20 protein-coding genes and 1 pseudogene are annotated in these 25676 nt (G+C 73.2%); 12 read left to right on the top strand and 9 right to left on the bottom strand.

Going from position 1 to position 25676, the window contains the following annotated elements; all coding sequences use genetic code 11:
* Nucleotides 1-20: 20 nt before the first annotated feature.
* The 7 genes from yajC (at nt 21) to cutA (ending at nt 10339) form a co-directional block, all read left to right on the top strand.
* Entirely contained in the window at nt 21-536 is a 516-nt protein-coding gene (gene yajC, locus FRAQA3DRAFT_RS13630) for a preprotein translocase subunit YajC (protein ID WP_009739616.1), read from the top strand.
* Between the two features lie 147 nt (nt 537-683).
* On the top strand, nt 684-2582 hold the full coding sequence (gene secD / locus FRAQA3DRAFT_RS13625) for a protein translocase subunit SecD (protein ID WP_009739615.1): 1899 nt from the start codon (nt 684-686) through the stop codon (nt 2580-2582).
* Nucleotides 2583-2585: 3 nt separating this feature from the next.
* Nucleotides 2586-3839 (top strand): protein translocase subunit SecF, encoded by a 1254-nt coding sequence (gene secF, locus FRAQA3DRAFT_RS13620; RefSeq protein ID WP_009739614.1) that lies wholly within the window; start codon nt 2586-2588, stop codon nt 3837-3839.
* 87 nt (nt 3840-3926) lie between these two features.
* A complete protein-coding gene (locus FRAQA3DRAFT_RS13615; RefSeq protein WP_009739613.1) occupies nt 3927-4496 on the top strand; it encodes an adenine phosphoribosyltransferase in 570 nt (189 codons plus the stop codon).
* Nucleotides 4497-4578: 82 nt separating this feature from the next.
* A complete protein-coding gene (locus tag FRAQA3DRAFT_RS13610; RefSeq protein ID WP_009739612.1) occupies nt 4579-7089 on the top strand; it encodes a bifunctional (p)ppGpp synthetase/guanosine-3',5'-bis(diphosphate) 3'-pyrophosphohydrolase in 2511 nt (836 codons plus the stop codon).
* Nucleotides 7090-7108: 19 nt separating this feature from the next.
* Nucleotides 7109-9376, top strand: a complete 2268-nt coding sequence (locus FRAQA3DRAFT_RS13605) for a bifunctional (p)ppGpp synthetase/guanosine-3',5'-bis(diphosphate) 3'-pyrophosphohydrolase (RefSeq protein WP_009739611.1) — start codon at nt 7109-7111, stop codon at nt 9374-9376.
* A 633-nt stretch (nt 9377-10009) separates the two neighbouring features.
* Nucleotides 10010-10339 (top strand): divalent-cation tolerance protein CutA, encoded by a 330-nt coding sequence (gene cutA, locus FRAQA3DRAFT_RS13600; protein ID WP_009739610.1) that lies wholly within the window; start codon nt 10010-10012, stop codon nt 10337-10339.
* A gap of 87 nt (nt 10340-10426) precedes the next feature.
* Here the strand turns inward: cutA and FRAQA3DRAFT_RS13595 are convergent, their stop codons facing one another.
* Nucleotides 10427-11935 (bottom strand): helix-turn-helix transcriptional regulator, encoded by a 1509-nt coding sequence (locus FRAQA3DRAFT_RS13595; RefSeq protein WP_009739609.1) that lies wholly within the window; start codon nt 11933-11935, stop codon nt 10427-10429.
* A gap of 168 nt (nt 11936-12103) precedes the next feature.
* Between FRAQA3DRAFT_RS13595 and FRAQA3DRAFT_RS13590 the strand changes: the two genes are divergently transcribed.
* On the top strand, nt 12104-13900 hold the full coding sequence (locus FRAQA3DRAFT_RS13590; RefSeq protein WP_035920958.1) for a DEAD/DEAH box helicase: 1797 nt from the start codon (nt 12104-12106) through the stop codon (nt 13898-13900).
* Nucleotides 13901-13939: 39 nt separating this feature from the next.
* On the opposite strand, the gene FRAQA3DRAFT_RS13585 is transcribed toward FRAQA3DRAFT_RS13590, so the two are convergent.
* Nucleotides 13940-14788 carry a peptidylprolyl isomerase gene (locus tag FRAQA3DRAFT_RS13585; RefSeq protein ID WP_009739607.1) on the bottom strand — a complete coding sequence of 283 codons (849 nt, stop codon included), beginning with the start codon at nt 14786-14788 and terminating at the stop codon, nt 13940-13942.
* Between the two features lie 295 nt (nt 14789-15083).
* Here FRAQA3DRAFT_RS13585 and serS point away from each other — a divergent pair, with 295 nt between their 5' ends.
* Nucleotides 15084-16346, top strand: a complete 1263-nt coding sequence (gene serS, locus FRAQA3DRAFT_RS13580) for a serine--tRNA ligase (protein ID WP_009739606.1) — start codon at nt 15084-15086, stop codon at nt 16344-16346.
* On the opposite strand, the gene FRAQA3DRAFT_RS13575 is transcribed toward serS, so the two are convergent.
* A complete protein-coding gene (locus FRAQA3DRAFT_RS13575; RefSeq protein ID WP_009739605.1) occupies nt 16319-17323 on the bottom strand; it encodes a phytoene/squalene synthase family protein in 1005 nt (334 codons plus the stop codon). The genes serS and FRAQA3DRAFT_RS13575 overlap by 28 nt on opposite strands.
* Nucleotides 17324-17699: 376 nt before the next feature.
* Between FRAQA3DRAFT_RS13575 and FRAQA3DRAFT_RS13570 the strand changes: the two genes are divergently transcribed.
* The gene (locus tag FRAQA3DRAFT_RS13570) at nt 17700-18044 is read left to right on the top strand and encodes a hypothetical protein (protein WP_157467357.1); all 345 of its coding nucleotides are present in this window, start codon (nt 17700-17702) and stop codon (nt 18042-18044) included.
* A gap of 12 nt (nt 18045-18056) precedes the next feature.
* Here the strand turns inward: FRAQA3DRAFT_RS13570 and FRAQA3DRAFT_RS13565 are convergent, their stop codons facing one another.
* The 6 genes and pseudogenes from FRAQA3DRAFT_RS13565 to FRAQA3DRAFT_RS38105 form a co-directional block, all read right to left on the bottom strand.
* Complete coding sequence (locus FRAQA3DRAFT_RS13565) at nt 18057-19016, bottom strand: VWA domain-containing protein (protein WP_009739604.1); 960 nt, start codon at nt 19014-19016, stop codon at nt 18057-18059.
* The gene (locus FRAQA3DRAFT_RS13560; protein WP_009739603.1) at nt 19013-20056 is read right to left on the bottom strand and encodes a DUF58 domain-containing protein; all 1044 of its coding nucleotides are present in this window, start codon (nt 20054-20056) and stop codon (nt 19013-19015) included. The genes FRAQA3DRAFT_RS13565 and FRAQA3DRAFT_RS13560 overlap by 4 nt, the downstream gene beginning before the upstream one ends.
* The gene (locus FRAQA3DRAFT_RS13555) at nt 20053-21159 is read right to left on the bottom strand and encodes a MoxR family ATPase (RefSeq protein WP_009739602.1); all 1107 of its coding nucleotides are present in this window, start codon (nt 21157-21159) and stop codon (nt 20053-20055) included. The genes FRAQA3DRAFT_RS13560 and FRAQA3DRAFT_RS13555 overlap by 4 nt, the downstream gene beginning before the upstream one ends.
* Before the next feature lie 99 nt (nt 21160-21258).
* Nucleotides 21259-22785 carry a phytoene desaturase family protein gene (crtI, locus tag FRAQA3DRAFT_RS13550; protein WP_009739601.1) on the bottom strand — a complete coding sequence of 509 codons (1527 nt, stop codon included), beginning with the start codon at nt 22783-22785 and terminating at the stop codon, nt 21259-21261.
* 28 nt (nt 22786-22813) lie between these two features.
* Nucleotides 22814-23266 carry a polyprenyl synthetase family protein gene (locus tag FRAQA3DRAFT_RS38110; RefSeq protein WP_255347022.1) on the bottom strand — a complete coding sequence of 151 codons (453 nt, stop codon included), beginning with the start codon at nt 23264-23266 and terminating at the stop codon, nt 22814-22816.
* Between the two features lie 236 nt (nt 23267-23502).
* Nucleotides 23503-23970: pseudogene (locus FRAQA3DRAFT_RS38105) on the bottom strand (polyprenyl synthetase family protein); the annotation flags it as partial.
* A gap of 2 nt (nt 23971-23972) precedes the next feature.
* Between FRAQA3DRAFT_RS38105 and FRAQA3DRAFT_RS13535 the strand changes: the two are divergent.
* The gene (locus FRAQA3DRAFT_RS13535) at nt 23973-24686 is read left to right on the top strand and encodes a hypothetical protein (RefSeq protein WP_009739600.1); all 714 of its coding nucleotides are present in this window, start codon (nt 23973-23975) and stop codon (nt 24684-24686) included.
* 93 nt (nt 24687-24779) lie between these two features.
* Nucleotides 24780-25676: a methylenetetrahydrofolate reductase [NAD(P)H] gene (gene metF / locus FRAQA3DRAFT_RS13530; RefSeq protein WP_009739599.1), complete on the top strand. Its 897-nt coding sequence runs from the start codon at nt 24780-24782 to the stop codon at nt 25674-25676.

Here is a 25676-nt window from a genome sequence, read left to right as displayed (position 1 = left end):
ACACTTCAGGAGGGCAGGACGTGCACGGACTTGTGACAGCGGCGACGGCGGCCGACGGTGACGGCGGCAGTTCCATCGGCGGTTTCCTGATCCCGCTCCTTCTCGTCCTGGCGGTCGTCTACATCTTTTCGATGCAGCGCCGCCGCGCCAAGGCCCAGCAGCAGCAGGTGTCCCAGATCGTGCCCGGCACCCTCGTGATCACCACCGCCGGGCTGTACGCGACCGTCGTGGAGCTGGAGGACGGCGACATCCTGCTGGAGATCGCCCCCGATGTGGTCTGCCGGTTCACCCGCAGCGCCATCGCCCGGGTGATCAGCACTCCGGACGCCGACGAGGCGCACGACGGCGAGTCGGCGGGCGGCGACGCGCACGACGGCCCGGCCGGCCCCGTGACCTCCGCCGGGGAAACGCCTCCGGGGACCACGCCCGGCGCGGGCACCGCCGTCGGCGAGGAGGGCGCCGGCGGGCCGCCCGCGGCCGACGGCGCCGACGGCGAGGGCAAGGGTGTGCCCCGCCCGCCACGCAAGGAGCTGTAGCACGTCGACGGCCTGCCGAAGCGTCACCATCGGGGGTTTGGAACGTACCCTCGGTGACATTCGTTCGGGTACGTTGGGCACCGCCGGTCCGGGCAACGGCGAGACGAACGAGCGCCGGCATCCGGCGCGTGAGGAAGGGACTCGCACGTGGCACGCGGCTCGGCACGGGCATCCACGGGAAGCTCCGTCTGGACCCGGCTGGGGGTACTCGGCGGTCTGCTCGTCGTCCTCTACGGCCTGATGGCCGCCACCGGAAACTGGACCCCACGGTTGGGGCTCGACCTGCAGGGCGGCACGAGCGTGATCCTCACGCCTCGGGCAACCACCGGCAGCTCCGTCGACTCCGGCGCGGTCAACCAGGCGGTGGACATCATCCGTCAGCGCGTCGACGGGCTGGGCGTAGCCGAGTCGGAGGTCCACCGCACCGGCAACCAGATCGAGATCTCGGTTCCCGGCCGTGGCCGCGGCGACGTGGTCGACCTGGTCGGGCAGACCGCGGAGCTGCGCTTCCGCGAGGTCTATGAGGCCGCCGCGGCCGCGGCGAAGACGGCCCCCTCGGTCGCCCCCAGCGGCACAGCCACGCCGAGTCCGGCGCCCGGCGCGCCTGCGGCGCCCGGCGCGACGCCGTCCCCGGCCGCCGGGAGCGCGCCGTCGGCGGCTCCCTCCGTGGCGCCGACCCCGCCGGCATCGAACCGGCCGGCCGCCCTCGGCGACGGCTCCGGGCTGGTCGCGCAGCCTGTGGCGCTCTCCGCGGGCACGGGTGGGAAGGTCACCGCCGCAGGCGTCGTCACCGCAGCCTCAGCGGCCCCCGCCGCCTCGACGTCCCCGGCTCCGGCTCCGGCTCCGTCGCCGACGGCGCCCGCAGCTCCGTCGCCGACGGCGCCCGCGGCTGGCGCCGCCTCCTCCGCGGACACGCCGCCGGCCGCCGCGGTCGCCCAGTACAACGCGCTGACCTGCGCGGTCACCGATGTGCGCAAGGCGGTGGTCAGCACCGACCGGCCCCAGGACTGGACCGCCGCCTGCGACCGGGACGGGACCACCAAGTACCTGCTCAAGCCGGCGTCCGTCGTCGGAACCGACGTGAAGACCGCCTCCGCCGGCCTGCAGGGCGGCGGCGGCACCACCGGCGTCACCACCGGCCAGTGGGTGGTCAACGTCGACTTCACCGGCTCCGGCCAGAACAAGTTCACCAAGCTCACCGAGAACACGATCGGTAAGCAGGTCGCGATCGTGCTCGACGGCGTGGTGCAGTCGGCGCCGCAGACCAACGAGCGCATCGCCGGGACCGCCCAGATCTCCGGGTCCTTCGGCCAGTCCGAGGCGGAGGACCTCGCCAACGTCCTGCGCTACGGCGCGCTGCCGCTGGCGTTCGAGCGCTCCCAGGCCGAGTCGATCTCGCCGACCCTGGGCCGCGACTCGCTGCGCGGCGGACTGCTCGCCGGGGCCATCGGGCTGGTACTGGTCGTCGCCTACTCGTTCCTGTACTACCGGGCGCTGGGCATCGTCGTGGTCGCCTCGCTGGCGGTCAGCGGGGCGATCATCTATGCCTCGGTGGTGCTGCTTGGCGCCGCGATCGGCTTCACGCTGACTCTCGCCGGCATCGCCGGTCTCATCGTGTCGATCGGCGTCACCGCGGACTCGTTCGTCGTCTACTTCGAACGGATCAAGGACGAGGTGCAGGCCGGCCGGACGGTGCGCGCCGCCGCCGACCGGGCCTGGCCCGCCGCCCGGCGCACCATGCTGTCGGCGGACACGGTCTCCTTCCTCGCCGCCGCCGTGCTCTACATCCTCTCGATCGGCTCGGTGCGCGGGTTCGCGTTCACCCTCGGGTTGTCGACGTTGAGCGACGTGCTGATCATGTTCATCTTCACCCGGCCGACGGTGACCCTGCTGGTGCGGCGCAGACTGTTCTCCGTCAGCCGGTTCTCGGGCCTGAGTCCGAAGACGATCGGTGGCCGGGCCACGGCCGGGCCACCGGCCGCCGCCCCCAGCCGGCCGCGGCTGGCCAAGCGGCCGGCGCCGGCCGGGCAGAAGCGGGAGAGCTGACAGATGGCACTGCTCGGGCGGATCTACCGCAGCGACTTCCACATCGACTTCGTCGGCCGCCGCCGGGTCTGGTACCTGGTGTCCGGCGTCCTCATCGCGGTCTGCGCGTTGAGCATGATCTTCCGCGGTTTCACCCTGGGGATCGAGTTCTCCGGCGGCGCGGTCTTTCAGCTGCCCAGCCACGGCGGCACCGTCGAACAGGTCGAGGAGACCCTCTCCAGCGTCGGCATCGACCCGGCGGACGGCGTGGTCCAGCAGCTGGAGACCTCCAAGCAGTTCCGGGTGCAGACCCCCACCCTGTCCGACCAGCAGACCGACGAGCTGACGGACGCGCTGGCCAAGCGGTTCTCCGTGGCCGACCCGGACCGCGACATCGCCGTGTCCACGGTCGGTTCCTCGTGGGGCTCGACGATCACCAACAAGGCCATCCAGGGTCTGATCGTCTTCCTCGTGCTCGTGATGATCTACCTGTCGTTGCGCTTCGAATGGAAGATGGCGGTGGCGGCGATGGCCGCACTCGTCCACGACCTCGTCGTCACCATGGGCGTGTACTCCCTCGTGGGGTTCGAGGTGACGCCGTCGACGGTGATCGCCGTGTTGACCATCCTCGGCTTCTCGCTCTATGACACGGTGGTGGTGTTCGACCGGGTGCGGGAGAACACAGCGGGGATGGCGACCTCCAGCCGGCGTACCTATGCCGAGGCGACCAACGACGCGCTGAACGAGACGCTGGTCCGTTCGCTCAACACCTCGCTCATCGCCCTCATCCCGGTGGCGTCGCTGCTGTTCGTCGGCGCCGGGCTGCTGGGCGCGGGCACGCTGAAGGACCTCGCGCTCGCCCAGTTCGTCGGGATCGCCTCCGGCACCTACTCGTCGCTGTTCTTCGCCACGCCCCTGCTGGTCGACCTCAAGCGGGGTGAGCCGGCGGTGCAGGCCCTCGACGCCCGGGTCGCCCGGGACCGGGGCAGGCGGGCACGGACCGCCTCGCCGGTCCCGGCCGACCCGGCGGCGTCGGTCGGCCCGGCAGCCGCGGGCCAGACGGTGTCGGGGGAGGTGACGGCCCTCGCCGCGGGCGCGGAGCCGCTGGCGGACGACCCGGCCGGTCGGCCGGGCGGGTCTGGCGCCCGCGAACCGGTGCCCGCCGGGGCGGGTCTCGGTGGACCCGGTCGGCGACCCCCCACGGCAGGTGCCGCGCGACGCGCCGGAGGCCGCAAACCCGGCCGGCGGGGGCGGCCGGGCGGTAAGAAACGTCGGTGAGCCGGGCGAATCCCAGGCGCGGCCCGCGCCCCGGGTGCCCGGAGACGGATCTGGCGGACTAGCCCCGAAAGTGGGATGAGCAGGACGATGACGAGCATCGACGAGGCGGCACGCGAACGGCCCGCCACGAGCGACGCGGCCGCCGACGTGTTGCGTGGCCACATCCGGGACATCCAGGACTGGCCGCAGCCCGGGGTCGTGTTCAAGGACATCACTCCGCTGCTCGCCACGCCCGCCGCGTTCGGCGTGGTGATCGGGGCGCTGGCGGACATCGCCCGCCAGCGGGGCGCGACCACGATCGCGGGGATCGAGGCACGAGGCTTCCTGCTGGCCGCGCCGGTCGCCGACCGGCTCGGCGCGGGCCTGGTGCCCATCCGCAAGAAGGGCAAGCTGCCGGGCCCGACCCGCAGCGCGACCTACGACCTGGAGTACGGCACCGCCACCATCGAGATCCACGCCGACGCGGTGCGTCCCGGCGAGCGGGTGCTGCTGGTCGACGACGTGCTGGCGACCGGTGGCACCGCGGCGGCGGCGCACGGCCTGCTGGCCGGCTGCGGGGCCGAGGTGCTGGGTCTCGCGGTCCTCATGGAGCTGTCGTTCCTGCCTGGGCGGGAACGGACCGCCCCGTTGGATGTCGTCCCTCTTCTGACGATTTGACCTACTCCCGGGCGGGGCTGCGGAAGGCTTCCATGCGGCACGGCGTTAGGCTCGGTGTCTAGTCCTCACGCAGGAGCGGCCCGTGCCAGAGGCAGCGCCGGTCACCACCGGAGCGTCGTCGCCTGCCGTGACTCCCACTCGGGAGTCACGGTCGGCGGGCGATGGCGCGCGCACTGCCTCGCCTAATCCGGACCGCGGACCCACCCCCCGCGAGCAGGCCGGCCGCGAGCAGGCCGGCCGTGAGGCGGCCGCCGCGTCGGCGGACGACGGTTCGCCGGTCGTTCCCCGGCTCGGCCACGAGTCGCCGCCTCTGCCGCGCCGGGTGCGCGGGCGCCTGTCCCGGCTCGCGACGCACCGGGCCACCCCGTCCTCGGCCCTCGACCCGGTGCTGCGCGGCCTGCTCGCGAACCACCCACGGGCCGACCTCGACCAGGTCCAGCGGGCCTTCGAGGTCGCCGACGCGGCGCACGCCGGCCAGGTGCGCTTCTCCGGCCATCCCTACATCACCCACCCGATCGCCGTGGCGAGCATCCTCGCCGACCTCGGGATGGACACCCCGACGCTGTCCGCGGCCCTGCTGCACGACACGCTGGAGGAGACCTCCCTGTCCGCCGAGGCGATCCGGGAGACCTTCGGCGACCAGATCGCCCTCATCGTCGACGCCGTCAGCAAGCTCAACCGGGTCAAGGTCGGCGAGGCGGCGCAGGCGGAGACGATCCGTCGGATGGTCGTCGCGATGGCCCGCGACCCGCGGGCGCTGGTCGTCAAGCTCGCCGACCGGCTGCACAACATGCGCACGCTGCGCTTCCTGCCCGAGCACAAGCAGGAGCGCAAGGCGCGCGAGACGCTGGAGGTCTACGCCCCGCTCGCCCACCGGCTCGGGATGAACTCGCTGAAGTGGGAGCTGGAGGACCTCGCGTTCGCCGCGCTGTACCCGAAGCGCTACGACGAGATCGTCCGCCTCGTCGCCGACCGGGCTCCCAGCCGCGACGTGTACCTCGCCGAGGTGATCGGCCAGGTGCAGGCCGGCGTGGGCGACGCCCGGATTCGGGCGGTCGTCTCCGGCCGGCCCAAGCACTACTACTCGATCTACCAGAAGATGGTCGTGCGCGGCCGGTCGTTCGACGACATCTACGACCTGGTCGGCATCCGCGTCCTGGTCGACTCGGTCCGCGACTGCTACGCCACCCTGGGCACCGTCCACGCGAACTGGAAGCCGATTCCCGGCCGGTTCAAGGACTACATCGCGATGCCCAAGTTCAACATGTACCAGTCGTTGCACACGACGGTCATCGGGCCCGAGGGCAAACCGGTCGAGCTGCAGATCCGCACGCACGCGATGCACAACCGGGCCGAGTACGGCATCGCCGCGCACTGGAAGTACAAGGAGGACGGCGTCGCGGCCCGCCCGTCGGCGGGTGTCGTCGACGGCGGCCGGTCCGGGCGTCGCCGCGGCGGCCCCGAGCCGGACCTCATGAGCTGGCTGCGCCAGGTCCTGGACTGGCAGCGCGAGACCGCCGACCCCGGGGAGTTCCTCGACAGCCTGCGCTTCGCCGCGGAGACCGACGAGGTCTTCGTGTTCACCCCGAAGGGCGACGTCATCCCGCTGCCCGCCGGGTCGACGTCGGTGGACTTCGCCTACGCGGTGCACACCGACGTGGGCCATCACTGCGTCGGCGCCCGGATCAACGGCCGGCTCGCGGCGTTGGACACCGAGCTCGACAACGGCGACACCGTCGAGGTCTTCACCTCGCGGGCGCACTCGGCGGGTCCCAGCGAGGACTGGCTGATGTTCGTCCGCTCGTCGCGGGCCCGGACGAAGATCCGCCAGTGGCACGCCCGCGAGCGCCGCGAGGACGCGATCGTCGCCGGCCGCGACGCGATCGGCCGGGCCATGCGCCGCCACGGGCTGCCGCTGTCCCGGCTGATGAGCGGCGACGCGCTGCTGAACCTGGCCAAGGACCTGCGCTACGCCGACGTCGCCGCGCTGTACGCGGCGGTGGGGGAGAACCACGTCAGCGCCCCGGCGGTCGTCTCGAAACTGCTCGTGGCGCTCGGGGGCCCCGAGGGCGCCGAGGAGGACGCCGGCGAGACCGAGCTGCCGATCCGCACGCTGCGCCGCTCCACCGGGGAGCCGGGCGTCCTCGTCACCGGGGCGCCGGACGTGTGGACGAAGCTCGCACGCTGCTGCACTCCGATGCCCGGCGACGACATCGCCGGATTCGTCACCCGAGGCAAGGGCGTGTCCGTCCATCGGACCGACTGCTCCAACCTCTCCGGGCTGCGCGGCGGGCCGCACGACCGGCTCGTCGACGTCGACTGGGCGCCGTCGTCGGGCTCGGTCTTCCTCGTCGTGATCCAGGTCGAGGCGCAGGACCGGACCAAGCTCCTCTCGGACGTCACCCGGGTGCTTTCCGACCGGCACGTGAACATCCTGTCCGCGTCGGTGGCCACCACCCGGGACTCCGTCGCGGTCAGCCGGTTCACCTTCGAGATGGGGGATGCCAAGCATCTCGGCCACATCCTGAGTGCGGTGCGGTCCATCGACGGGGTCTACGACTGTTTCCGCGTCACCTCAGGCATACAGGTCTAGCGAGACAAAGGGGGGCGCCGTGGATGCTGAGACCGTAGGTGCGGGTCTGCCGGCGGGCGGCGGACTGACCCCGGCGCTGTCCCGGGCCGATTCCGGGGACGATGCCTCCCGGGCCCTGTCGGCGGCGCGGCAGGCGAGCGTGCGGCTGGCGCACCTGGCCCGTCGGATGGCCACACCGCGCATGTCGCAGGTGCCCCCCGAGCTGCGGGACATCGTCGAGGCCCACCGCGACTACCACCCGCGTGCCGACATCGGCGCGCTCGTGCACGCGTACGGGGTCGCCGAGCGGCTGCACGCCGGCCAGATGCGCCGCAGCGGCGACCCGTACATCAGCCACCCGCTCGCCGTCACCGAGGCCCTCGCCGAGCTCGGCGTCGACACGACCACGCTCATCGCGGCCCTGCTCCACGACACCGTCGAGGACACCGGCTACACCCTCGACTCGGTCGTCGAGGAGTTCGGCGGCGAGGTCGCCAACCTCGTCGACGGCGTCACCAAGCTGGACAAGATGCGCTTCGGTGAGGCGGCTGAGGCCGAGACGCTGCGCAAGCTGATCGTGGCGCTCGCCCGGGACTACCGGGTGCTCGTCATCAAGATCGCTGATCGGCTGCACAACATGCGCACGCTCGACTTCATGTCCCCGCCCAAGCAGGTGAAGATCTCCCGGGTCACGCTGGAGATCCTGGCGCCGCTGGCCCACCGGCTGGGTGTCAGCGTGATCAAACGTGAGCTGGAGGACCGGGCGTTCGCCGTGCTCCATCCCGGCGAGCACGCGCGCATCGCCGCGACCGTGGACGAGTTCGCCGCCACCGAGCGTGCGTCCGGCTTGGTAGCGGGCCTGGTCGCGCGGCTGCGGGCGGGGCTCGTGGACGCCCGCATCGACAGCGAGGTCTCCGTCCGCGCCAGCCACCTGTTCTCGATCTACAAGCGGGCGCAGGAAAGGGCCCGCGCCCCGCAGGACTACACCGACATCGTCCGTGTCCTCGTCCTCGTCGACGAGGTCACCGACTGCTACGCCGCCCTCGGGGTCATCCACGCGCTGTGGCGCCCGGTGCCGGGCCGGCTGCGGGACTTCGTGGCGACGCCGAAGTTCAACATGTACCAGTCGCTGCACACCACCGTCGTCGACGACACCGGGCGCAGCATCGACATCCAGATCCGGACCCCCGCGATGCACCGGCTGGCGGAGACGGGCATCGTCGCCCGCCCGGTCGGCCCCGGTGCGGACGGCGCCCGGCTGGAGGGCCTGTCCTGGCTGCACAGCCTGTTGGACTGGCAGGAGGACACGATCGACTCCGACGAGTTCCTGGAGTCGCTGTCCTCCGACCTGGACTCCGACGAGGTGCTCGCCTTCACCCCCAAGGGTCGGATGATCGCCCTGCCGCCGCGGTCGTCGCCCGTCGACGTCGCCTACGCCGTGCACACCGACGTCGGCCACCGGGCGATCGGCGCCCGGGTCAACGGCCGGCTCGTGCCGTTGCACACCCGGCTGCGCAACGGTGACGTCGTCGAGATCCTCACCTCCAACCTGCCCGGCGCCGGGCCGTCGGAGGACTGGCTGCGGTTCGTGAAGACGTCGCGGGCTCGCGTGCGCATCCGCCGCAGGCTCGCCCGCCAGCGCCGCGACGCCGCAGCCGGCCCGGGCATGTCCGAGGGGTCGGAGCAGTCCGGGCAGCTGGCCGGGACGGCTGCCGGCGCCCACGGTGGGCCGGCCGGGGACGCCGGCGGCGGTCGTGGCGGGACCTCCGTGGTGTCGGCGCGGCACCTTGCCCGGCGCGGCGTACCCAGCCTCGCCGCCGTCGCGGACGATGGGTCGGGCGCGAGCATGCCCGTCCGGCTGGCCCGATGTTGCCTGCCGCTGCCGGGCGACGCCGTCATCGGCTTCACGACCCACGGCAGCGCGGTGTCGCTGCACCGCCGCGAGTGCGGGAACGCCACCGAGGTACGCGCCGACCGGGAACGGGTCATGGTGGCTGCCTGGTCCGCCCCGGATGTCAAGATCTTCCCAGCCGAGATCGCCGTCGAGGCGTTCGACCGCTACGGGCTGCTCGCCGACATCACCGAGGTCCTGTCCGAGACCTCGGTGTCCGTCCGAGCCGCCTCGACGGCCACCTCCGAGGACCGCGTCGCCCACGCCCGCTTCACCATCGAGGTCACCGGACCCGAGCAGCTCGACAGGGTGCTCTCGGCGGTCCGCCGTGTCGGCGGGGTGTACGACTGCTACCGCGTGTGCCAGATCCAGGTCTCACCGACGGCCGCCGACCCGCCCGCCCGCGCCGCCACCTGACCCGCGCGCCCCCGTCCCTACCCGGCGGCAGCCCCGCCATCCGGTCGGTCGGTCTACCGGTCTGCTTATCCAGAGGGATGTTTCGGGCGCGGAGGGCTCTGGAAGGGCAAGGAAGCTCGTCGGGACATCCCGACCGACCCGTTCCGACCGATCCGTTCCGAGCGATCCGTTCCGAGCGATCCGTTCCGAGCGATCCGTTCCGAGCGATCCAGCCCTGGTCGCCCCGAACCCGCTCGCCCGTGCCGCGCTTCGGTGGCGCCCGCCGCCCGGTCGGGCGACCCCGAACGGGCGCCACCGGGCCGCCCGCCCGGGCCTGCCCGGATGGGTCGCCGACCGCTGCGTCCGGGCGTGCCGGACTAGTCGGGTAGATCGGATCCTGGGCCGAATGAGGCCGGTCGTCGAGAACCATCACCGGCACCGGCGCGCAGCGTGGCGATTCCACCCCGGAAAGTGCCCTCCGCATCCACCGGTGGTAAACGGAAGGTGCCTAAACTTGCCCCATCCGGGCCGATAAGGGTGGATTGTCGCCGGGGGAATACCGGCTACCCTTCCGGGCGCCGTAAATTCAACGGCGACGGCCACTGATCGATGTAGAGTATCTCGCGTATCCCTCGTTTCCAGATGGGAGTGCGCGTGGGTCACCTTCAGGTCATCGTGAGTATCGACTCCCGGGAAGGCGCCGAGCGTATCGGCCGTGCGCTCGTGGGGGCGCGCCTGGTCGCCTGTTTCCAGGTGATCGGCCCGATGAGCAGCATCTACCGCTGGAAGGGCGAGATCGAGCAGGCCGAGGAATGGCTCTGTCTCGCGAAAACGACCACCGAGCGATTCGACGAGCTGCGCGAGCGACTGGTCGTCCTGCACCCGTACGAGAATCCCGAGATCATTGCCACGCCGATAGTCGCGGGCCACGCCGACTATCTGCAGTGGATCAGCACGGAGACCGCGCCCGCCGTGCGGAGCTGACGTCCGGTCGCCGCCCCGACTCTGGCGGGGCCGGGGCGGCGACCGGACGTCATGCCGGCCCCAGGGTCGTGCACGGTGGAGCTGCGCTCAGACCAGCGCCCGCAGCTGGTCGTCGAGGTCCCGCACGGCCTGGGTGTGCTGCCAGGGCCGCAGGTGCTCGCGGGTCCGCCGGATGCGGGCCAGACCCAGGGAGAAGTCCGTCTGGGCCACGATGGCCAGCGCCTCGGCGGCGAAATGGCAGGCCGCCTCGATCTCCCGGCGCTGGATGTGTACCTCGGCGATGTCGCTCATCAGCAACGACCGCTTCTTCGTGGCGCCGGGGCCAGTGGCCCGCAGGGCCTCGGTGGCGGCCGCGTAGGCCGCGGCCGGCCGGCGCAACCGGGTGTAGGTGGTGACCTTCAGCCCGTCCAGCCGGCCCCGGTCGAAGAACTGGGTCCACACCCGGTCGCCGTCGCTCTCGCCTCGCTCGAAGGCGTCCTGGGCGCGGTCGAGCGCGGCCAGCGCCGCCCGGCCCTCGCCGCGTGCCGCCTGCTCCTCGGCCTCGCGGGCGGCCAGCCACGCCCGGGTCATCACCGTGCTGCCCGTCGCCGCCCGCCGTTGAGCCTCGCCGAGCAGCGCGCACGCCTGGTCGTGGCGGCCCTGGCTGGCGGTCTGGTAGCTCTCGTAACCGAGCACGCACGCCCACAGCGCATTGTCGTCGGCCTCACGGGCGGCCTCGATGGCCACCCGGTAGTAGGCCACCGTGGCGGGCAGGTCGTTCATGTCGAACGCCAGCCAGCCCGCCAACGCGGCGGTCTCGCCGGCGGTGGAGGTCAGGTCGCGGCGCACCGGCGTGCGGTTCGTCGACTCCAGCAGCTGGGTGAGCCGTCCCAGGTGCTCGGTGACCCGCTGCATGAGGATCCGGGCGGGAACGCGCTCCTCCAGCCCGTACAGCCCCGCAGTGCGCTGCCCCAGCTCCTCGGCGAGCTCCGGGGTGACGGTCGCCCGGCGGCGCAGCGCCGCCGACAGCCGATCCCAGGGCGGGGTGTCCGAGGCCGTGGCCATCGGCACCACCGCGACGCCGCCCGCCGCGGCGAAGAGCCGCAGAAAGTCCCGCCGTTCCACGGGAATGCCATTCGGGTCGATCACGTCGGCGTCCGCCTGCAGGACCAGCGTGCCGCCGGGTACCACCTCGCGGCCCGTCTGCTGCGGGCCGCCAGGTGCGGTCGGGACGATACCCCGACCCATTCCGGTCCGCATTGATCCGGCGGCGGAGGGAAGCGCCTCGTCGTCGACGAAACCCAGTTCCACCGAGGACCGACCGAATAGGGCCCGCAACAGCCGCTGATAACGCAGGCTTGGTTTCTTGTCGCCCTTCTCCCACTTACAGATCATGTTTCCGGTCACCCCGGCCTCGCGGCCCTCGTGGATGACGGAGAAGCGCCGGATCTCGGTGGCGAGCCGTTCCTGCGACCAGCCCCGCTCCTCCCGGCTCAGCCGCAGCCGGGCGTTCGGCGTACGGGCCGCGGGGGCACGGTTGGACTTCGATACGTCAGGTGATGGTCCGGAGGCTGCAGGTGCCCGTGAAGCTGTCGAGTGACCGGTCGTGAGCTGCATCGGGGCCTCCGAAGTCAATCGGTTGACTCCTGGAGCTTAACCCTCTGTGAGATAAGACGGTCATAGTGGATGTGGTCCCTTGGAGACCAGCTAGGGCAAAAATGTGGTCTTCCCGGCGCGCGGGCGACCTGCGTTCCGCTGTCGGGCGCCGCCTTCTACAGTGAGGGCGTGAGAGCCGGACCCCTCGACCGACGTCCTCGACCGCCCGGATCCGGTGCCCAGACCCGGCCGCTGCGCGCGTGGCAGCGGGCGGCGCTCGACGTCTACCGGTCCCGGTCGGCCTCCGGAGCCCGGGACTTCCTCGCGGTGGCGACGCCGGGCGCCGGCAAGACCACCTTCGCCCTGCAGGTCGCCAGCGACCTGCTGGGCACCGGCGAGATCAGCCGGATCACCGTCGTCGCACCCACCGAGCATCTCAAGCGGCAGTGGGCGGCGGCCGCCGCCGAGGTCGGGGTGGACCTCGACCCGGACTTCCGCAACTCCGCCGGCGCGACGTCGTCCGACTACACCGGCGTCGCGGTGACCTACGCCCAGGTCGCGGCCCATCCGGCGCTGCACCGGGCGCGGACCGCCGCCCGGCGCACCCTGGTCATCCTCGACGAGATCCACCATGCGGGCGACGCGCTGTCCTGGGGTGAGGCGACCAGGGAGGCGTTCACCCCCGCGGCGCGGCGCCTCGCCCTGACCGGGACGCCGTTTCGCTCCGACGTCAACCCGATCCCGTTCGTCACCTATCTGCCGGGCCCCGACGGCGTGCTGCGCAGCATCGCCGACTCCTCCTACGGCTACGCCGAGGCGCTGCGCGACGGCGTCGTGCGCCCGGTGCTCTTCCTCGCCTACTCCGGCGAGATGTCCTGGCGGACCAGCGCCGGGGCGGAGCTGTCGGCCCGACTCGGCGAGCCGCTGACCGGCGAGCAGACCGCCGCCGCCTGGCGCACCGCCCTGGACCCGGGCGGGGACTGGATGCCGGCCGTGCTCGCCTCGGCGGACACCCGGTTGTCCCAGGTCCGCGCGGGCGGCATGCCCGACGCAGGCGGGCTGGTCATCGCCACCGATCATGCCGCCGCCAGGGCGTACGCGGGGCTGCTCGCCCGGATCACCGGCACCTCGCCGGTGCTCATCCTGTCCGACGATCCGACCGCGTCGGGAAAGATCGCCGACTTCCGGCAGTCGTCGGACCGGTGGATGGTGGCCGTGCGGATGGTGAGCGAGGGCGTGGACGTTCCCCGCCTCGCCGTCGGGGTCTACGCGACCTCGGCCTCGACCCCGTTGTACTTCGCCCAGGCCGTCGGCCGGTTCGTCCGGGGCCGGGGCCGCGGCGAGACCGCCTCGGTGTTCCTGCCGAGCGTGCCCTCCCTGCTCGCGCTCGCCGGGGAGATGGAGCTCCAGCGCGACCATGCGCTGGAGAAGCAGCCGCGCGACCCGGACGCCTTCGACGATGAGGCGCTGCGCGACGCCAACCGACGCAAGGACACCCCCGACCAGCCGGACACGCTGTTCACGGCGCTGGGCTCCTCGGCCCACCTCGACCGAGTGATCTTCGATGGCGGCGAGTTCGGCACGCCCGCGGCGCCCGGCTCGGCCGAGGAGGAGGACTTCCTCGGCCTGCCGGGCCTGCTGGAGCCGGACCAGGTCGCGACCCTGTTGCGCCAGCGGGAGGCCGCCCAACAGGCCGCTGCGCAGGCCGCCGCGCGGCGCAGCGCCGCCGCGCGGGCGGGCGAGCAGCCCGAGGTGCCTGCCGCCCGCGACGGCGCACAGCCGACCACCCGCCCGGTCCACGAGATCATCGCCGAGCTGCGCCGGGAGCTCAACCGGCTGGTCGGGGCGTATTTCCATCGCACCGGCAAGCCGCACGGGATGATCCACGCCGAGCTGCGCCGGGCCTGCGGCGGCCCGCCGAGCGGGCAGGCCAGCGCCGCGCAGCTGCAGGCGCGCATCGACACGATCCGGCGCTGGGCTGGCTGACGGCTGACGGCTGACGGGGAGGCGGCGGCCGGCGGCCCGTCAGCCGCCCTGCGAGATGGTGATTGACTGGATCTTCGCCTTGCTGGCCGGGGCGCCGTCGGAGCCGCCGCCCTCCACGCCGGGCTGGGTGAGCTTGTCGAGGACGTCCAGCCCCGTGGTGATCTTTCCGAAGACGGTGTAGCTGCCGGCCAGCGCCGCCGCACCCTCCTGCGTCGGGTTGGCATAGTTGATGAAGAACTGACTGCCGTTGCTGTTCGGCGCGGAGCTGTGCGCCATCGCGAGCACACCGCGGTCGTAGGTGACGCCCTCGGTGTTCTCGTTGGCGTACCCGTAGCCGGGGCTGCCGCTGCCGGTGCCCGTCGGGTCGCCGCACTGCAGCACGGAGATGCCCGCCTCGGCGCCGCCGGTCTGGCGGTGGCAGATCGTGTCGTCGTAGTACTTGGCGTCGGCGAGCGTTCGCAGGGCGTGGACGGTGCACGGTGCCTTCTGCGCGTCCAGGCTCGCCGTCATCGTCCCGGCGTCGGTGGTGATGGTCATGGTGGCCGGGGAGGTGTCGACGGTGGCGGCCGACTTCGGCAGGGTGGCGCCGCGTGCCGGGCTCTCCCCGTTGCCGGTGTACGTGCACTGGCCGACCTTGCTGGTGGCCGCCGCGGCGGCGCTGGGGGCCGCGGTGTTCGCCGCGTTGGCGGCGGTGACGTCGGAGTCGTCGTCCTTGCCGGTGAGCAGGATCGCGGCGATCGCCGACGCCGCGACGACGATCGTCACGAAGCCGGCCACGATCGCGAGCCGCTGCTGGCGGCGGCGGTGGGCGACCCGCCGCCGCTGCGCCTGCCGGGCCGCGCGGGCCTCGGCGAGCTCGCGCTGCCGCCGCTCCTTCGAACTTGCCACCGTCGCCGGCCTCCTCACATCCCGAACCTGACGGTTCTCCGCTGGTGCGTCCCGTCCGTCCCGCCACGGCGGACACACGTGGTCTGTGCACCGTAACCGCTCGGCGGCGTCCGGTTCGGCAGCGCACCTCCGGCGAGCATGCCGAAGCCGCCTGCGTGCCCGCTGTGCGCCGGCCGCTCGCGGCGGAGGGGGCGGTGATCGGGCGTGATCGGGCGCGCCCCGGGAGGCGTCGGCGGTGGCTGGTAGCGTTACCGCAAAGTGAGGTTGCGGTACCGATCAGGGGCTGACGCGATTCATGCTCGATAAGCGTTTTATCCGGGAGAATCCGCAGGCCGTGAAGGACGCGGTCGCGGTCAAGGGCATTGACCTGGATGTCGACGAACTGCTCCAGCTCGACCAGGACAACCGCAAGCTGCAGTTCGAGGTGGATGAGGCACAGGCCCGGCGCAAGAGCTTTGCCAAGCAGTTCGCCAAGGCCGACGAGGCCCGCCGGGCCGAGCTGCGGGTCGAGCACGAGGCGTTCGACGGCCAGCTCAGGGATTTGCGTGAGCAGCTCGCCCGCACGAGCGCGCGGCTGTCCGAGCTGATGCTGCTGACGCCGAACATCCCCTGGTCGGGTGCGCCGGTGGGGCCGGACGAGTCGGCCAACGTGGTGCTGCGCACGGTCGGCACGCCCCCGGAGTTCGACTTCACCCCGCTCGACCACACCGAGCTCGCCGAGAAGCGCGGCTGGGCCGAGTTTGCCCGCGCCCGCAAGGTCGCCGGCGAGCGGGCCTACGCCCTCGTCGGCGACATGGTGATGCTGGAGCGGGCGGTGCACTCGTATGCGCTGGACCTGCTGCGCGGCCGGGAGTTCACGCCGGTGGCGGTGCCCGCGCTCGTCCGTGAGGAGCCGCTGATCGGCACGGGGATGCTGCCGAAGGCCCGGGAGGAGATCTACGCGATCCCCGAGGACGACCTGTACCTGGCCGGGACAGCCGAGGTGGCCCTCGTGGGCCTGCACGCGGGGGAGATCCTCGACGCCGCCCGGCTGCCGATCCGCTACGCCGGGATCTCGCCGTGCTTCCGCCGGGAGATCGGCAGCGCCAGCCGGGACGTCCGCGGCCTGCTGCGGGTCCACCAGTTCGAGAAGGTCGAGCAGTTCGTGCTCTGCGCCGCCGACGAGGCCGAGTCGGCGAGCTGGCACGCCGAGCTGCTCGCCACCGCCGAGCGCATCCTGTCCGACCTCGGGCTGTGCTACGAGGTCGTCGAGTGCGCCACCGGGGACATGGGCGTCGGCAAGTTCCGGATGAACGACATCAACACCTGGTTCCCGTCGCTGGGTCGCTTCCGGGAGACCCACAGCTGCTCGACGCTGCATGACTGGCAGGCCCGCCGGGCGAACCTGCGCTACCGCGACACCGACGGCACCGTCCGCTTCGCCCACACGCTGAACAACACCGCGGTGGCCACCCCGCGGCTACTGGCGGCGCTGTTGGAGAACTTCCAGACCGCCGACGGCGCGGTGCGCGTCCCCGAGGTGCTGCGGCCCTACCTGGGTGGCCGTGAGCTGATCTGAGCGTCGCCGCGGTAGCGGCGCTGCGCCCGCGCGGCCCGGACCAGGGCCGGGCCGGCCACCGCCAGCCGCCGCGGCAGCCCGACGGCCACCCGGCGTTCCAGCACCCGGTAGTCGGCCCGCTCCACCTCGTCGAGGATCTCCCGGTAGAGCACGAACGCCGTGCGCATGCAGTCCCGCGAGGTGGGGTGCAGCAGCCGGATGCCGGGCTGCGCCGCGCGGAACAGCTCCCGGGCCCGGCTGATCTCGAACGCCAGCAGCCGGCGGATCGGCCCGTCGACGACCCCGGCGGCCAGGTGCGCCCGGGTGACGCCGAACAGCGCCAGCGACGTCTGCGGCAGGTAGACCCGGCCGCGGCGCAGGTCCTCCCCGACGTCGCGGATGAAGTTGGCGTGCTGGAAGGCGAGGCCCAGGTCGCGGGCGTAGGGTAGCGCGCTGTCGTCGACCGGTTCGAGCAGCGGCACCATCTGCAGGCCGATGACCGCGGCCGAGCCGTGCATGTAGACCAGCAGGTCCTCCCACGTCGCGTACCCGGTCACGGTGAGGTCCATCGCCATCGAGGACAGGAACGCGGCGAAGTGGCCGGGGTCGAGCGCGAAGCGACGGATCGTGTCGACGACCGCCGGCAGCACCGACACCTCGCCCGCCGCCCCGTCCTGGCCACCGTCCCTACCTGCGACCTGGGCGTCGACGGCGTGGGCGGGCACGCCGTCGCGCAGCGCGGCGAGGAACCGGCCGCCCCAGGCCCGCAGCCGGGCGGCCCGCTCGTCGCCGGTCAGCGCTGAGTCGAGGTCGTCGACGATGTCGTCGGCGTGGCGGGCGAAGCCGTACAGGGCGTGCACGTGCGCGCGTTTCCACCGCGGCAGTAGCAGGGTCGCCAGGTAGTACGTGCGCCCATGGGCGGCGTTGAGCGCGCGGGCCCGCGCGTAGGACGCGCGCAACCGGGGATCGGTGATGCCGGCCGCGTCGAGCTCCCCCACGCCGGTCAGCCTAGCGGTAGGCCATCGTGGGCCGGTTCGGGTCAGAGCCGGTTCCGCGGGAACACCGTGATCGTCTGTCGCCTGTTGGCTGCGCGTTCCGTCGCAGGTTCCGCATCCAAGATCGGGAGTCGGGTCGGGGGCGGTTCCGCGGAACATCATGATCGCTTGTCGGCGTGTCTGTCGGTTTCGGTCTTCCGTCGAGGTTCCGGGCCCCGGGGTGCAGGTGGGTCGGTCCGGCCCGGTCCACCCTGGTGGATCTTGGGCAATTTCCGTCGGTGGTGGGTGGGACGATGCCCGGGTCCGTTGATCGACGACACCCCTGGCCCGGTGATCATGATGATGGTAGTTCCCGCGTTCCCTTGCGAAGGTGCGGGCGGTGACCCGGGTGGCGGAGGCCCAGACCGAGCAGGTGTGGTTGTCGCATGCCCGGTTCTGCACGGCGGGGCAGCTGGAACGGCTGGTGCGTTCCTCCCGGCAGGCCCGGGGTGATCAGAAGGTGCGGCGGGCGGGGCGGCGGGTGTCGTGGGCGTGTCGTGGCGGTTCGACGACGGCATGCTGTGCCCCCTCGGCTGTGACGGGCTCCGCCGTGCACGACGACGACATCAGCCTCGGCCGCGCCACCCGCCACGTCGACCCCACCGCCATCCACGCCCCCGACGGCGGTCGCCTCAGCCTCGACGGCTCCCTTCACGCCCTCCTCCAACGCGGAGGACGGGCCTAGCCGGTGGGGCGCTCAGGGAAGGCGGGAGGAGAAGGCGAGCGAGCTCGCTGCGGCGACGAAGCCCAGCGCGAGGGACAGGCCCAGGAACCAGGTGGTGATCTCCCGGTACTCGGTGCGGTAGCCGATGGAGCTGCCCAGGCCCTTGTAGACCGAGCGCAGCTCGTCCCCGGTGGCGGCCCGGTGGTAGGAGCCCTCGGTCTGGTCGGCGATCTCGTTGAGGGCCTGCTCGTTGACCGGCACCGGCACCTCCTGGCCGCCGACGTCGAGCGTGCCGTCGCTGGTGCCGTAGGCGATGGTGTCGACGGGGACGTGAGCCTGCCGGGCGGCATCGGTGGCCTGCGCGTTCGGCCGGCCGCGGGTGGTCTCGCCGTCGGAGAGCAGGACGATGGCCGCCGGCGGTGGGCTCTGCCCGGCGTCGGAGAACCGCTTGCCCGCGGTGTTGATGGCCTGCAGCGAGGCGAAGATCCCCTCGCCGATGGCCGTCGCCGGGCCGAGCTGCAGGCCGCGGATGCCGGCGCGGACCGACTCGCGGTCGGTCGACGCCGGCACGAGCACCGTCGCGCTGCCGGCGAAGGAGACCAGGCCCAGGTTGATGCGCGGCGGGAGCTGGTCGACGAATGCCTCGGCGCCCTGCTTGGCCGCCTCCAGCCGGTTCGGGGCGATGTCGGTGGCCGCCATCGAGTTCGACACGTCGATCGCCAGGATGATCGTCGCGCGCTCCCGGGGGACCCGCTCGGCGCGGGCCGGGCGGGCCAGCGAAAACACCAGGCCGGCGAGGGTGAGCAGCAGCAGCGCGGCCGGGACGTGACGGCGCCACCACTGCGGGCGCCGCGGCAGCACCGACGCCAGCACCGAGGTGGAGGACAGACGGGCGGCGTACACCCGCCGCCGCGAGGAGACGACGACGTAGGCGACGAGCAGCGCGCCGACGAGCAGGTACAGCCACAGCCAGTGGCCGGCGAGGAAGCTCACCGGCTACCCGCCCGGGCGGACCGGGCCGCCGCGGCGCCGGCCGCCGGGCCGGCGCGACCGACCGGCGCGCGCCGCCCGGCGCCGCGGCCGCGGCGGTTTGCCGAGGCGAAGCGGACGATGTCGACGAGCCAGTCCGAGTCGGTGCGCAGGACGAGATGGTCGGCGCCGACGCGGCGCAGGGCCAGCGACACCTCCCGGCGGTGCGCGGCCGCGGCTGCGGCATACCGCTGCCGGAACTTCCGCGACGAGGTGGGCACCTCGAGCAGCGCCCCGGTCTCGGCGTCGACGACGGGCAGCAGGCCGACCGCGGGCAGGGCCAGCTCCAGTGGGTCGACGATCTCGATGGCGAGCACCTGGTGGCGGGCGGCGAGCACGCGCAGCGGGCGTTCCCAGCCGAGATCGGTGGACTGGAAGTCGGAGATGACGACGGCGAGGCCGCGCCGGCGCGGCGGGCGCAGCAGGCCCTGCACGGCCGTGGCGAGATCGGTGGCGGCCGCCGGGTCGGGCCGGCGCCGGGGCCGGTCGTGCGCGGCGCGGGGCAGCGTGAGCAGGCTGCGCAGCAGCGCCCGCAGGCCGTCGCGACCCGGCCGGGCCGGGATCAGCCGCGTCCCGGCCTGGGTGAGCGCCACCGCACCCATCCGGTTGCCGGTGCGGGCGGTGAGGAAGCCGACCGCCGCGGTGGCGGCGACCGCGAGGTCCCGCTTCTCCCAGGCGCCGGTGCCGAACTCGCTGCTGGCGCTGAGGTCGACCAGGGCCCAGGTCTCCAGCTCCCGGTCGGCGATGAGGTCGTGGACGTGGGGGACGGTGGTGCGGGCGGTGACGGCCCAGTCCATCCGGCGCACGTCGTCGCCGACGGAGTACTCGCGGCTCTCCGCCTTCTCGCTGCCGTGGCCGGGCAGCAGCCCCAGGTGGTCGCCGAGCAGCATTCCGTCGAGGCGGCGCAGCACGGTGAGCTCCAGGCGGCGCAGCGTCCGCTCCACCGCCGGGTCGGTCCCGGGCGTGGCGGCGCCCGCGTCCGGGCGGCCCGCGTCCGGCGTCATGACAGCGGGCCCCGGTCGAGGTACTCCGGGAAGCCCGAGCGCGGGTTGGTGCCCCAGCCGCCGGTGTTCGGCCCGGTGGGGTAAGGGGCCTGCTGGCGCGGCGCCACCTGCGGCTGCTGGACGACCTCCAGGATGCGGGCGGCGATCGCCTCCGCGGTCAGCCCCTCGGCCAGCGCCTCGTAGGACAGCACCAGCCGGTGCGGCAGCACGTCCAGGGCGACGGCGACCACGTCGTCCGGCACGACGTAGTCGCGCCCGCGCAGCAGACCGAGCGCCCGTGCGGCGGCGACCAGGCCGAGGGAGGCACGCGGTGAGGCGCCGTAGGCGAGGTGGCCCGCCAGCTCCGGCAGCCCGGCCTCGGCCGGCGCCCGGGTGGCGAGCACCAGCCGCACGGCGAACTCGGTGATGGCGTGGTGGACGAACACGTTGTCGGCCCGCTCCTGCAGCCGCTCCAGCACCCGCGGGTCGAGGACGCGCTCGGGGACCGGGGGCGACACGCCCATCCGCCGGACGATCTCCAGCTCCTCGGTGGGGCTCGGATAGGGCACGTTGACCTTCATGAGGAAGCGGTCGCGCTGGGCCTCGGGCAGCGGGTAGACGCCCTCGGACTCGATCGGGTTCTGGGTGGCCAGCACCAGGAACGGCCGGGGTAGCCGGTGGGTGGCCCCGCCGAGGGAGACCTGCTTCTCCGACATGACCTCCAGCAGCGCCGACTGCACCTTCGCGGGCGCCCGGTTGATCTCGTCGGCCAGCACGAAGTTGGCGAAGACCGGCCCGAGCTCGACGTCGAACGTCTCCTGGCTGGCCCGGTAGATGCGGGCGCCCACGATGTCCGAGGGCACGAGGTCGTTGGTGAACTGGATGCGGACGAACGAACCGCCGACCACGGTGGCCAGGGTCTGCACCGCCAGCGTCTTGGCCACCCCGGGCACACCCTCGAGCAGGCAGTGCCCGCGGGCGAGCAGCGCGACGAGCATGCGCTCGACCATGCGGTCCTGCCCGACGATCACTTTTTTGATCTCGAACAGGGCGCGCTCGAGCAACGCCGCGTCCGAGGTGGTGTCCGGGGCGGCGAGGCCGGCCGGGCTCTGCCCATCGTCCATGCCGGTATTCTCCCAGCCCCGGCGCGGAATGGGGTGCCAACGGACTCGGCACGGCTCGGTTGCAAGCGTCTTCTAAGCCCCTGTTCAGGAACTTTCGGCTCAGGTCGGCGCGCCGGAGCGCAGCGCGCGCGAGCGGTAACCGCGTTCGGCGCCGAGGATCCGCTCCGCCGCCAGCCGCCCCGAGATGAGCACCATCGGCACACCGACGCCGGGCCGGGTGCCGCTGCCGGCGAACACCACGTTCGCCAGCCCGGGCGCCATGTTCGCCGGGCGGAACGGGCCGGTCTGGCGAAAGGTGTGGGCGGCGGCGAACGGCGCGCCCGCGGCCATCCCGCGGGCCCGCCAGTCGGCCGGGGTGGTCACCTGCTCCACCTCGATGGCGTCGCCGAACCCGGAGTAGCCGTGGCGCTCGCAGGTGGCGACGACCTCGTCGCGGTAGCGCGAGCGCAGCACCGACCAGTCCAGCGGCGCGGTGAGGTTCGGCGTCGGGAACAGCACGTAGTAGGAGTGTCCGCCGGCCGGCGCCATCGCCGGTTCGCTGCGCGACGGCGTGGTGACGAGGAACGACGGGTCGCTCATCAGCTCGCCGCGGTCGATGAGCTCCTTGAACGTCCGCCGCCAGGCCTGGCCGAAATGGATGGTGTGGTGCGCCGTGTGCGGGTACTCGACCCGGGCACCGGCCAGCAGCAGGAAGCATGACGGCGAGTAGCGCAGCCGGCGCAGCCGGGCCGGCGCCGCCGCCGGTGGCAGCAGCTCGGTGTAGGCGACCGGCAGGTCCGGGTTGAGGACCACCACGTCCGCGCCGATGCGCTCGCCGGCCGTGGTGTGCACTGCCACCGCCCGGTCGCCGCGCACCTCCACCCGGCTCACCGTCGTCTCGTAGCGCACCGTCACCCCGTGCTTGACCGCCGCGGCGGCCATCGCCTCGGCGACGGCGTGCATGCCGCCAGTCGGGTGGTAGACCCCGGCGACGGAGTCCATGTACGAGATGACGGCGTAGAGGGCGAGCGCGTCGTGGGGGGCGAGCCCGGCGTACATCGCCTGGAAGGAGAACATCCGCCGGGTCCGCGGGTCGCGCAGGTGGCGGCCGACGACCGCATCGAGCCGGCGGAAGCCGCCCAGCGCCGCGAGCCGGGCGAGCTGCGGGCGCAGCAGCGACAGCGGCGAGTCCACCTGGGCGTCGATGAAGTGCCGCAGCTGCGCGCGGAACATCGCCGTGACGAGTGCGACGAACCGCTCGAAGCCGGCGGCCTCCGCCGGGCCGCACAGCGCCCGGATCTCCGCCGCGGTGTCGGCCGGGTCGGCGCGGACGTCCAGCGAGGAGCCGTCGGCGAAGAAGCCCCGGTACATCGGGTCGAGCCGGGTCAGCGTCAGCCAGCGGTCGAGGTCCTCGCCGACGCAGTCCAGGGCGTCGGCGATCAGCTCGGGCATCGTGAGCACGGTCGGGCCGGTGTCGAACCGGTAGCCGTCGAGGGTGAGCAGCCCGGCCCGACCGCCCGGCACCGCCTCGCGCTCCAGCACCGTCACCCGGCGCCCGGCCCCCGCCAGGCGCAGCGCGGCCGACAGCCCCGCGAATCCCGCACCGACGATGACGACGTGATCCGTCGGGCCCTTCACCGTGCGCATCCGGCGCCCGCCCCCTTTTCGTTCGCGGTCAATGTGTCCGTGCCGTGGCCGCGGTCGCGAGCTCCACCAGCGCACCGCGGGTGGTGCCGTCGAGGTCGGAGCGTTCCAGGACGGCCAGGGCCTGCGCGGTGCGTGCGGCGATCCGCTCCTCGGCCGCGGCCGGCGCGCCGCTGGCCGCGATCAGCTCGCGCGCCTCCTCGACCGCGCCGGGCCGCGCCGGCGGACCGACGAGGTCGCGCAGCCGGGCCGCCGCCGTCGGCCGCGCGTGGCGCAGGGCCAGCGCCAGCAGCCCGTTGGCCCGCCCGTCGCGCAGGTCCTCCCCGGCGGGCTTGCCGGTCACCGCCGGATCGCCGAACACCCCGAGGATGTCGTCGCGCAGCTGGAACGCCTCACCGAGCGGATGGCCGAACGCCGCGTAGGTCTCCAGCAGGCCCGGGCGGGTCCCGGCGAGCAGGGCGCCGAGCTGCAACGGTCGGACCACCGTGTAGCCAGCGGTCTTGTACCGGGCGATCCGCGCGACCCGCGCCGGGTCGAGGCCGCGCTGCGGCCCGGCGGTCGGCCGCTCGGCCCCCACCTGGCTGGCCCCGGCCCCACCTGGCTGGCCCCGGCCCCCACCCGGCTGGCCCCGGCTCCTGTCTGGCTGGCCCCGGCTCCTGTCTGGCTGGCGAGGTCGAGGTACTGACCGGCGACGAGCTCGCCGCGCATCCGCGCGTACGTCGGCCAGGCCCGCGCCAGCGCGCCGGGAGTCAGCCCGCTGGCCATCAGCAGATCGTCCGCCCAGGTCAGAAACAGGTCGCCGAGCAGGATCGCCGCCGAGCGGCCGAAGGCGTCCGGATCGCCGCCCAGCCGGGCCTGGCGGTGCACCCGGGCCAGGCGGCGGTGCGCGCTCGGCTCGCCGCGACGCAGATCCGAGCCGTCCATCACGTCGTCATGCACCAGCGCACAGGCGTGTAGCACCTCCAGGGATGCGGCGGCCGTCACGATCTCGTCGCAGTCCGGCCCGCCGGCGCCCCGCCAGCCCCAGTAGCAGAACGCGGGCCGCACCCGCTTGCCCCCGCTGAGCAGCACATCCTCGGCGACCCCAACAAACGGGGCGAGATCGGCGTCGATGTCGCGCAGCGTCGTCCCCCGGGCGTCGGCGAACCGGCGCAGCACGGCGGATACCCGCGGGCGGACATCGGTCATCGGTGACCGGGGTACCGTGCGGTGTGCCCGTGTTCGACACCGTCATCATGGTGATCGCCATCGTGTTGCTGGCCGCCGCGGTGGGCGGTCTGTCGCTGTTGCGGATGCCACCCGCCGAGCTGGTTCACACCGTCGACGGTATCGACGCCGTCGAGGTCATGGTGGCCGCGGGCCGGGTCGAGGTTGCCGAACGCGACCGCGCTGACGTGCGCGTCGACCTCACGGTGCGGCGCCGGCCCGGCCGTTCGACCCCCGCGGTGACCACCGCCGGATCGGTGCTGCGCGTGGACGGGCGGCGCAGCGACGTGCGGGTCAGGCTGGCCGTGCCGCCCGGCACCCGGGTGCGGGCCGAGGTGCTCGTCGGCGAGATCACCCTGTGGGGGGTCCGCGGGGAGCTGTCGCTGGTCACCCGCGACGGCACGATCGCCGGCCGCGAGCTCGGCGCCGGCCCGGTCGCCGCCCGCAGCCTGGGCGGGGACGTCAACCTGCATTTCAGCCAGCCGCCGGACGCCGTGCACGCCCAGACCGAGTCGGGTCTGCTCACGGTCATGCTCCCCGACGGCGCGTACGCGGTGGAGGTTGAGACGGGCGATCCGAGCGCGGTCGACGTGGCGCTGACGCCGACGACGGACGCGGCGCGGCGGGTGGTGGCCCGCACCGTCGCCGGCCGGGTGCGCATCGGCCTCACCGCGCCGTTGGGGCCGCTGCCCATCTGAAATGTTGTCCGTTATTGTTACGTGAAGGTCAGGGGGGTTTCCGGCTCGGGGGTACGTCCCCGGGCATGGTCCGCGCCGGTCTACTCTCGTCGCATGACGGCGGTCCGGAGTGTGAGCGCGAAACCGGCGACGATGGGTGAGTTCCTCGCCTCCGGGCGTCCCTCGTTCTCCTTCGAGTTCTTCCCGCCCCGCACCCCCGAGGGCGAGCGTCACCTGTGGACCGCCCTGCGACGGATCGAGGCGCTGCGCCCCTCCTTCGTCTCGGTGACCTACGGCGCGGGCGGCTCGACCCGCGAGGGCACGATCCGGGTGACCGAGCGGATCGCCACCGACACCACCCTCACCCCGATCGCCCACCTCACCGCGGTCAACCACTCCGTCGCCGAGCTGCGTCAGGTGATCGGCAACTACGCGGGCGCGGGGGTGCGCAACGTGATCGCGCTGCGCGGCGACCCGCCCGGCGACCCGCAGGGCACCTGGACGCCCCACCCGCAGGGGCTGAAGCACGCCGACGAGCTCGTGCGGCTGGTGAAGTCGGTGGGGGACTTCTGCGTCGGGGTGGCGGCCTTCCCGGACAAGCACCCCCGCTCGCCCGACTTCGACACCGACGCTCGGTACCTGGTAGGCAAGTTCGACGCCGGCGCCGACTACGCCATCACCCAGTTCTTCTTCGGTGCCGACGACTACTTCCGCCTCGTCGACCGGGTGCGCGCGCTGGGCTGCGACAAGCCGATCATTCCCGGGATCATGCCGGTGACGAACGTGGCGCAGATCGTCCGGATGGCGCAGCTTTCCGGTGCCGCCTTCCCGCCCGCGCTGGCCGCCCGCCTGCAGGCCGTCGCGGACGACCCGGCGGCGGTGCGGGCGGTCGGCCTCGAGGTGGCGACGGAGCTGTCCCGCCGCTTGCTCGACGGTGGGGCGCCCGGCCTGCACTTCATCACCCTCAACCGGTCCAGCGCCACGCGGGAGATCTTCGAGGCGGTCCGGTAG

The organism is Frankia sp. QA3 (assembly GCF_000262465.1).
Lineage (GTDB): Bacteria > Actinomycetota > Actinomycetes > Frankiales > Frankiaceae > Frankia.
Note: the sequence above shows the minus strand (reverse complement) of the source record. Positions and strands in the feature narration are given on the sequence as shown.

What these genes read in the sequence shown, in the direction of transcription:
- secF (WP_009739614.1), top strand. Translation starts at nt 2,586, where the DNA reads ATGGCACTGCTCGGGCGGATCTACCGCAGCGACTTCCACATCGACTTC.
- FRAQA3DRAFT_RS13615 (WP_009739613.1), top strand. Translation starts at nt 3,927, where the DNA reads ATGACGAGCATCGACGAGGCGGCACGCGAACGGCCCGCCACGAGCGAC.
- FRAQA3DRAFT_RS13595 (WP_009739609.1), bottom strand. Translation starts at nt 11,935, where the DNA reads ATGCAGCTCACGACCGGTCACTCGACAGCTTCACGGGCACCTGCAGCC.
- serS (WP_009739606.1), top strand. Translation starts at nt 15,084, where the DNA reads ATGCTCGATAAGCGTTTTATCCGGGAGAATCCGCAGGCCGTGAAGGAC.
- FRAQA3DRAFT_RS13560 (WP_009739603.1), bottom strand. Translation starts at nt 20,056, where the DNA reads ATGACGCCGGACGCGGGCCGCCCGGACGCGGGCGCCGCCACGCCCGGG.
- FRAQA3DRAFT_RS13555 (WP_009739602.1), bottom strand. Translation starts at nt 21,159, where the DNA reads ATGGACGATGGGCAGAGCCCGGCCGGCCTCGCCGCCCCGGACACCACC.
- crtI (WP_009739601.1), bottom strand. Translation starts at nt 22,785, where the DNA reads ATGCGCACGGTGAAGGGCCCGACGGATCACGTCGTCATCGTCGGTGCG.
- metF (WP_009739599.1), top strand. Translation starts at nt 24,780, where the DNA reads ATGACGGCGGTCCGGAGTGTGAGCGCGAAACCGGCGACGATGGGTGAG.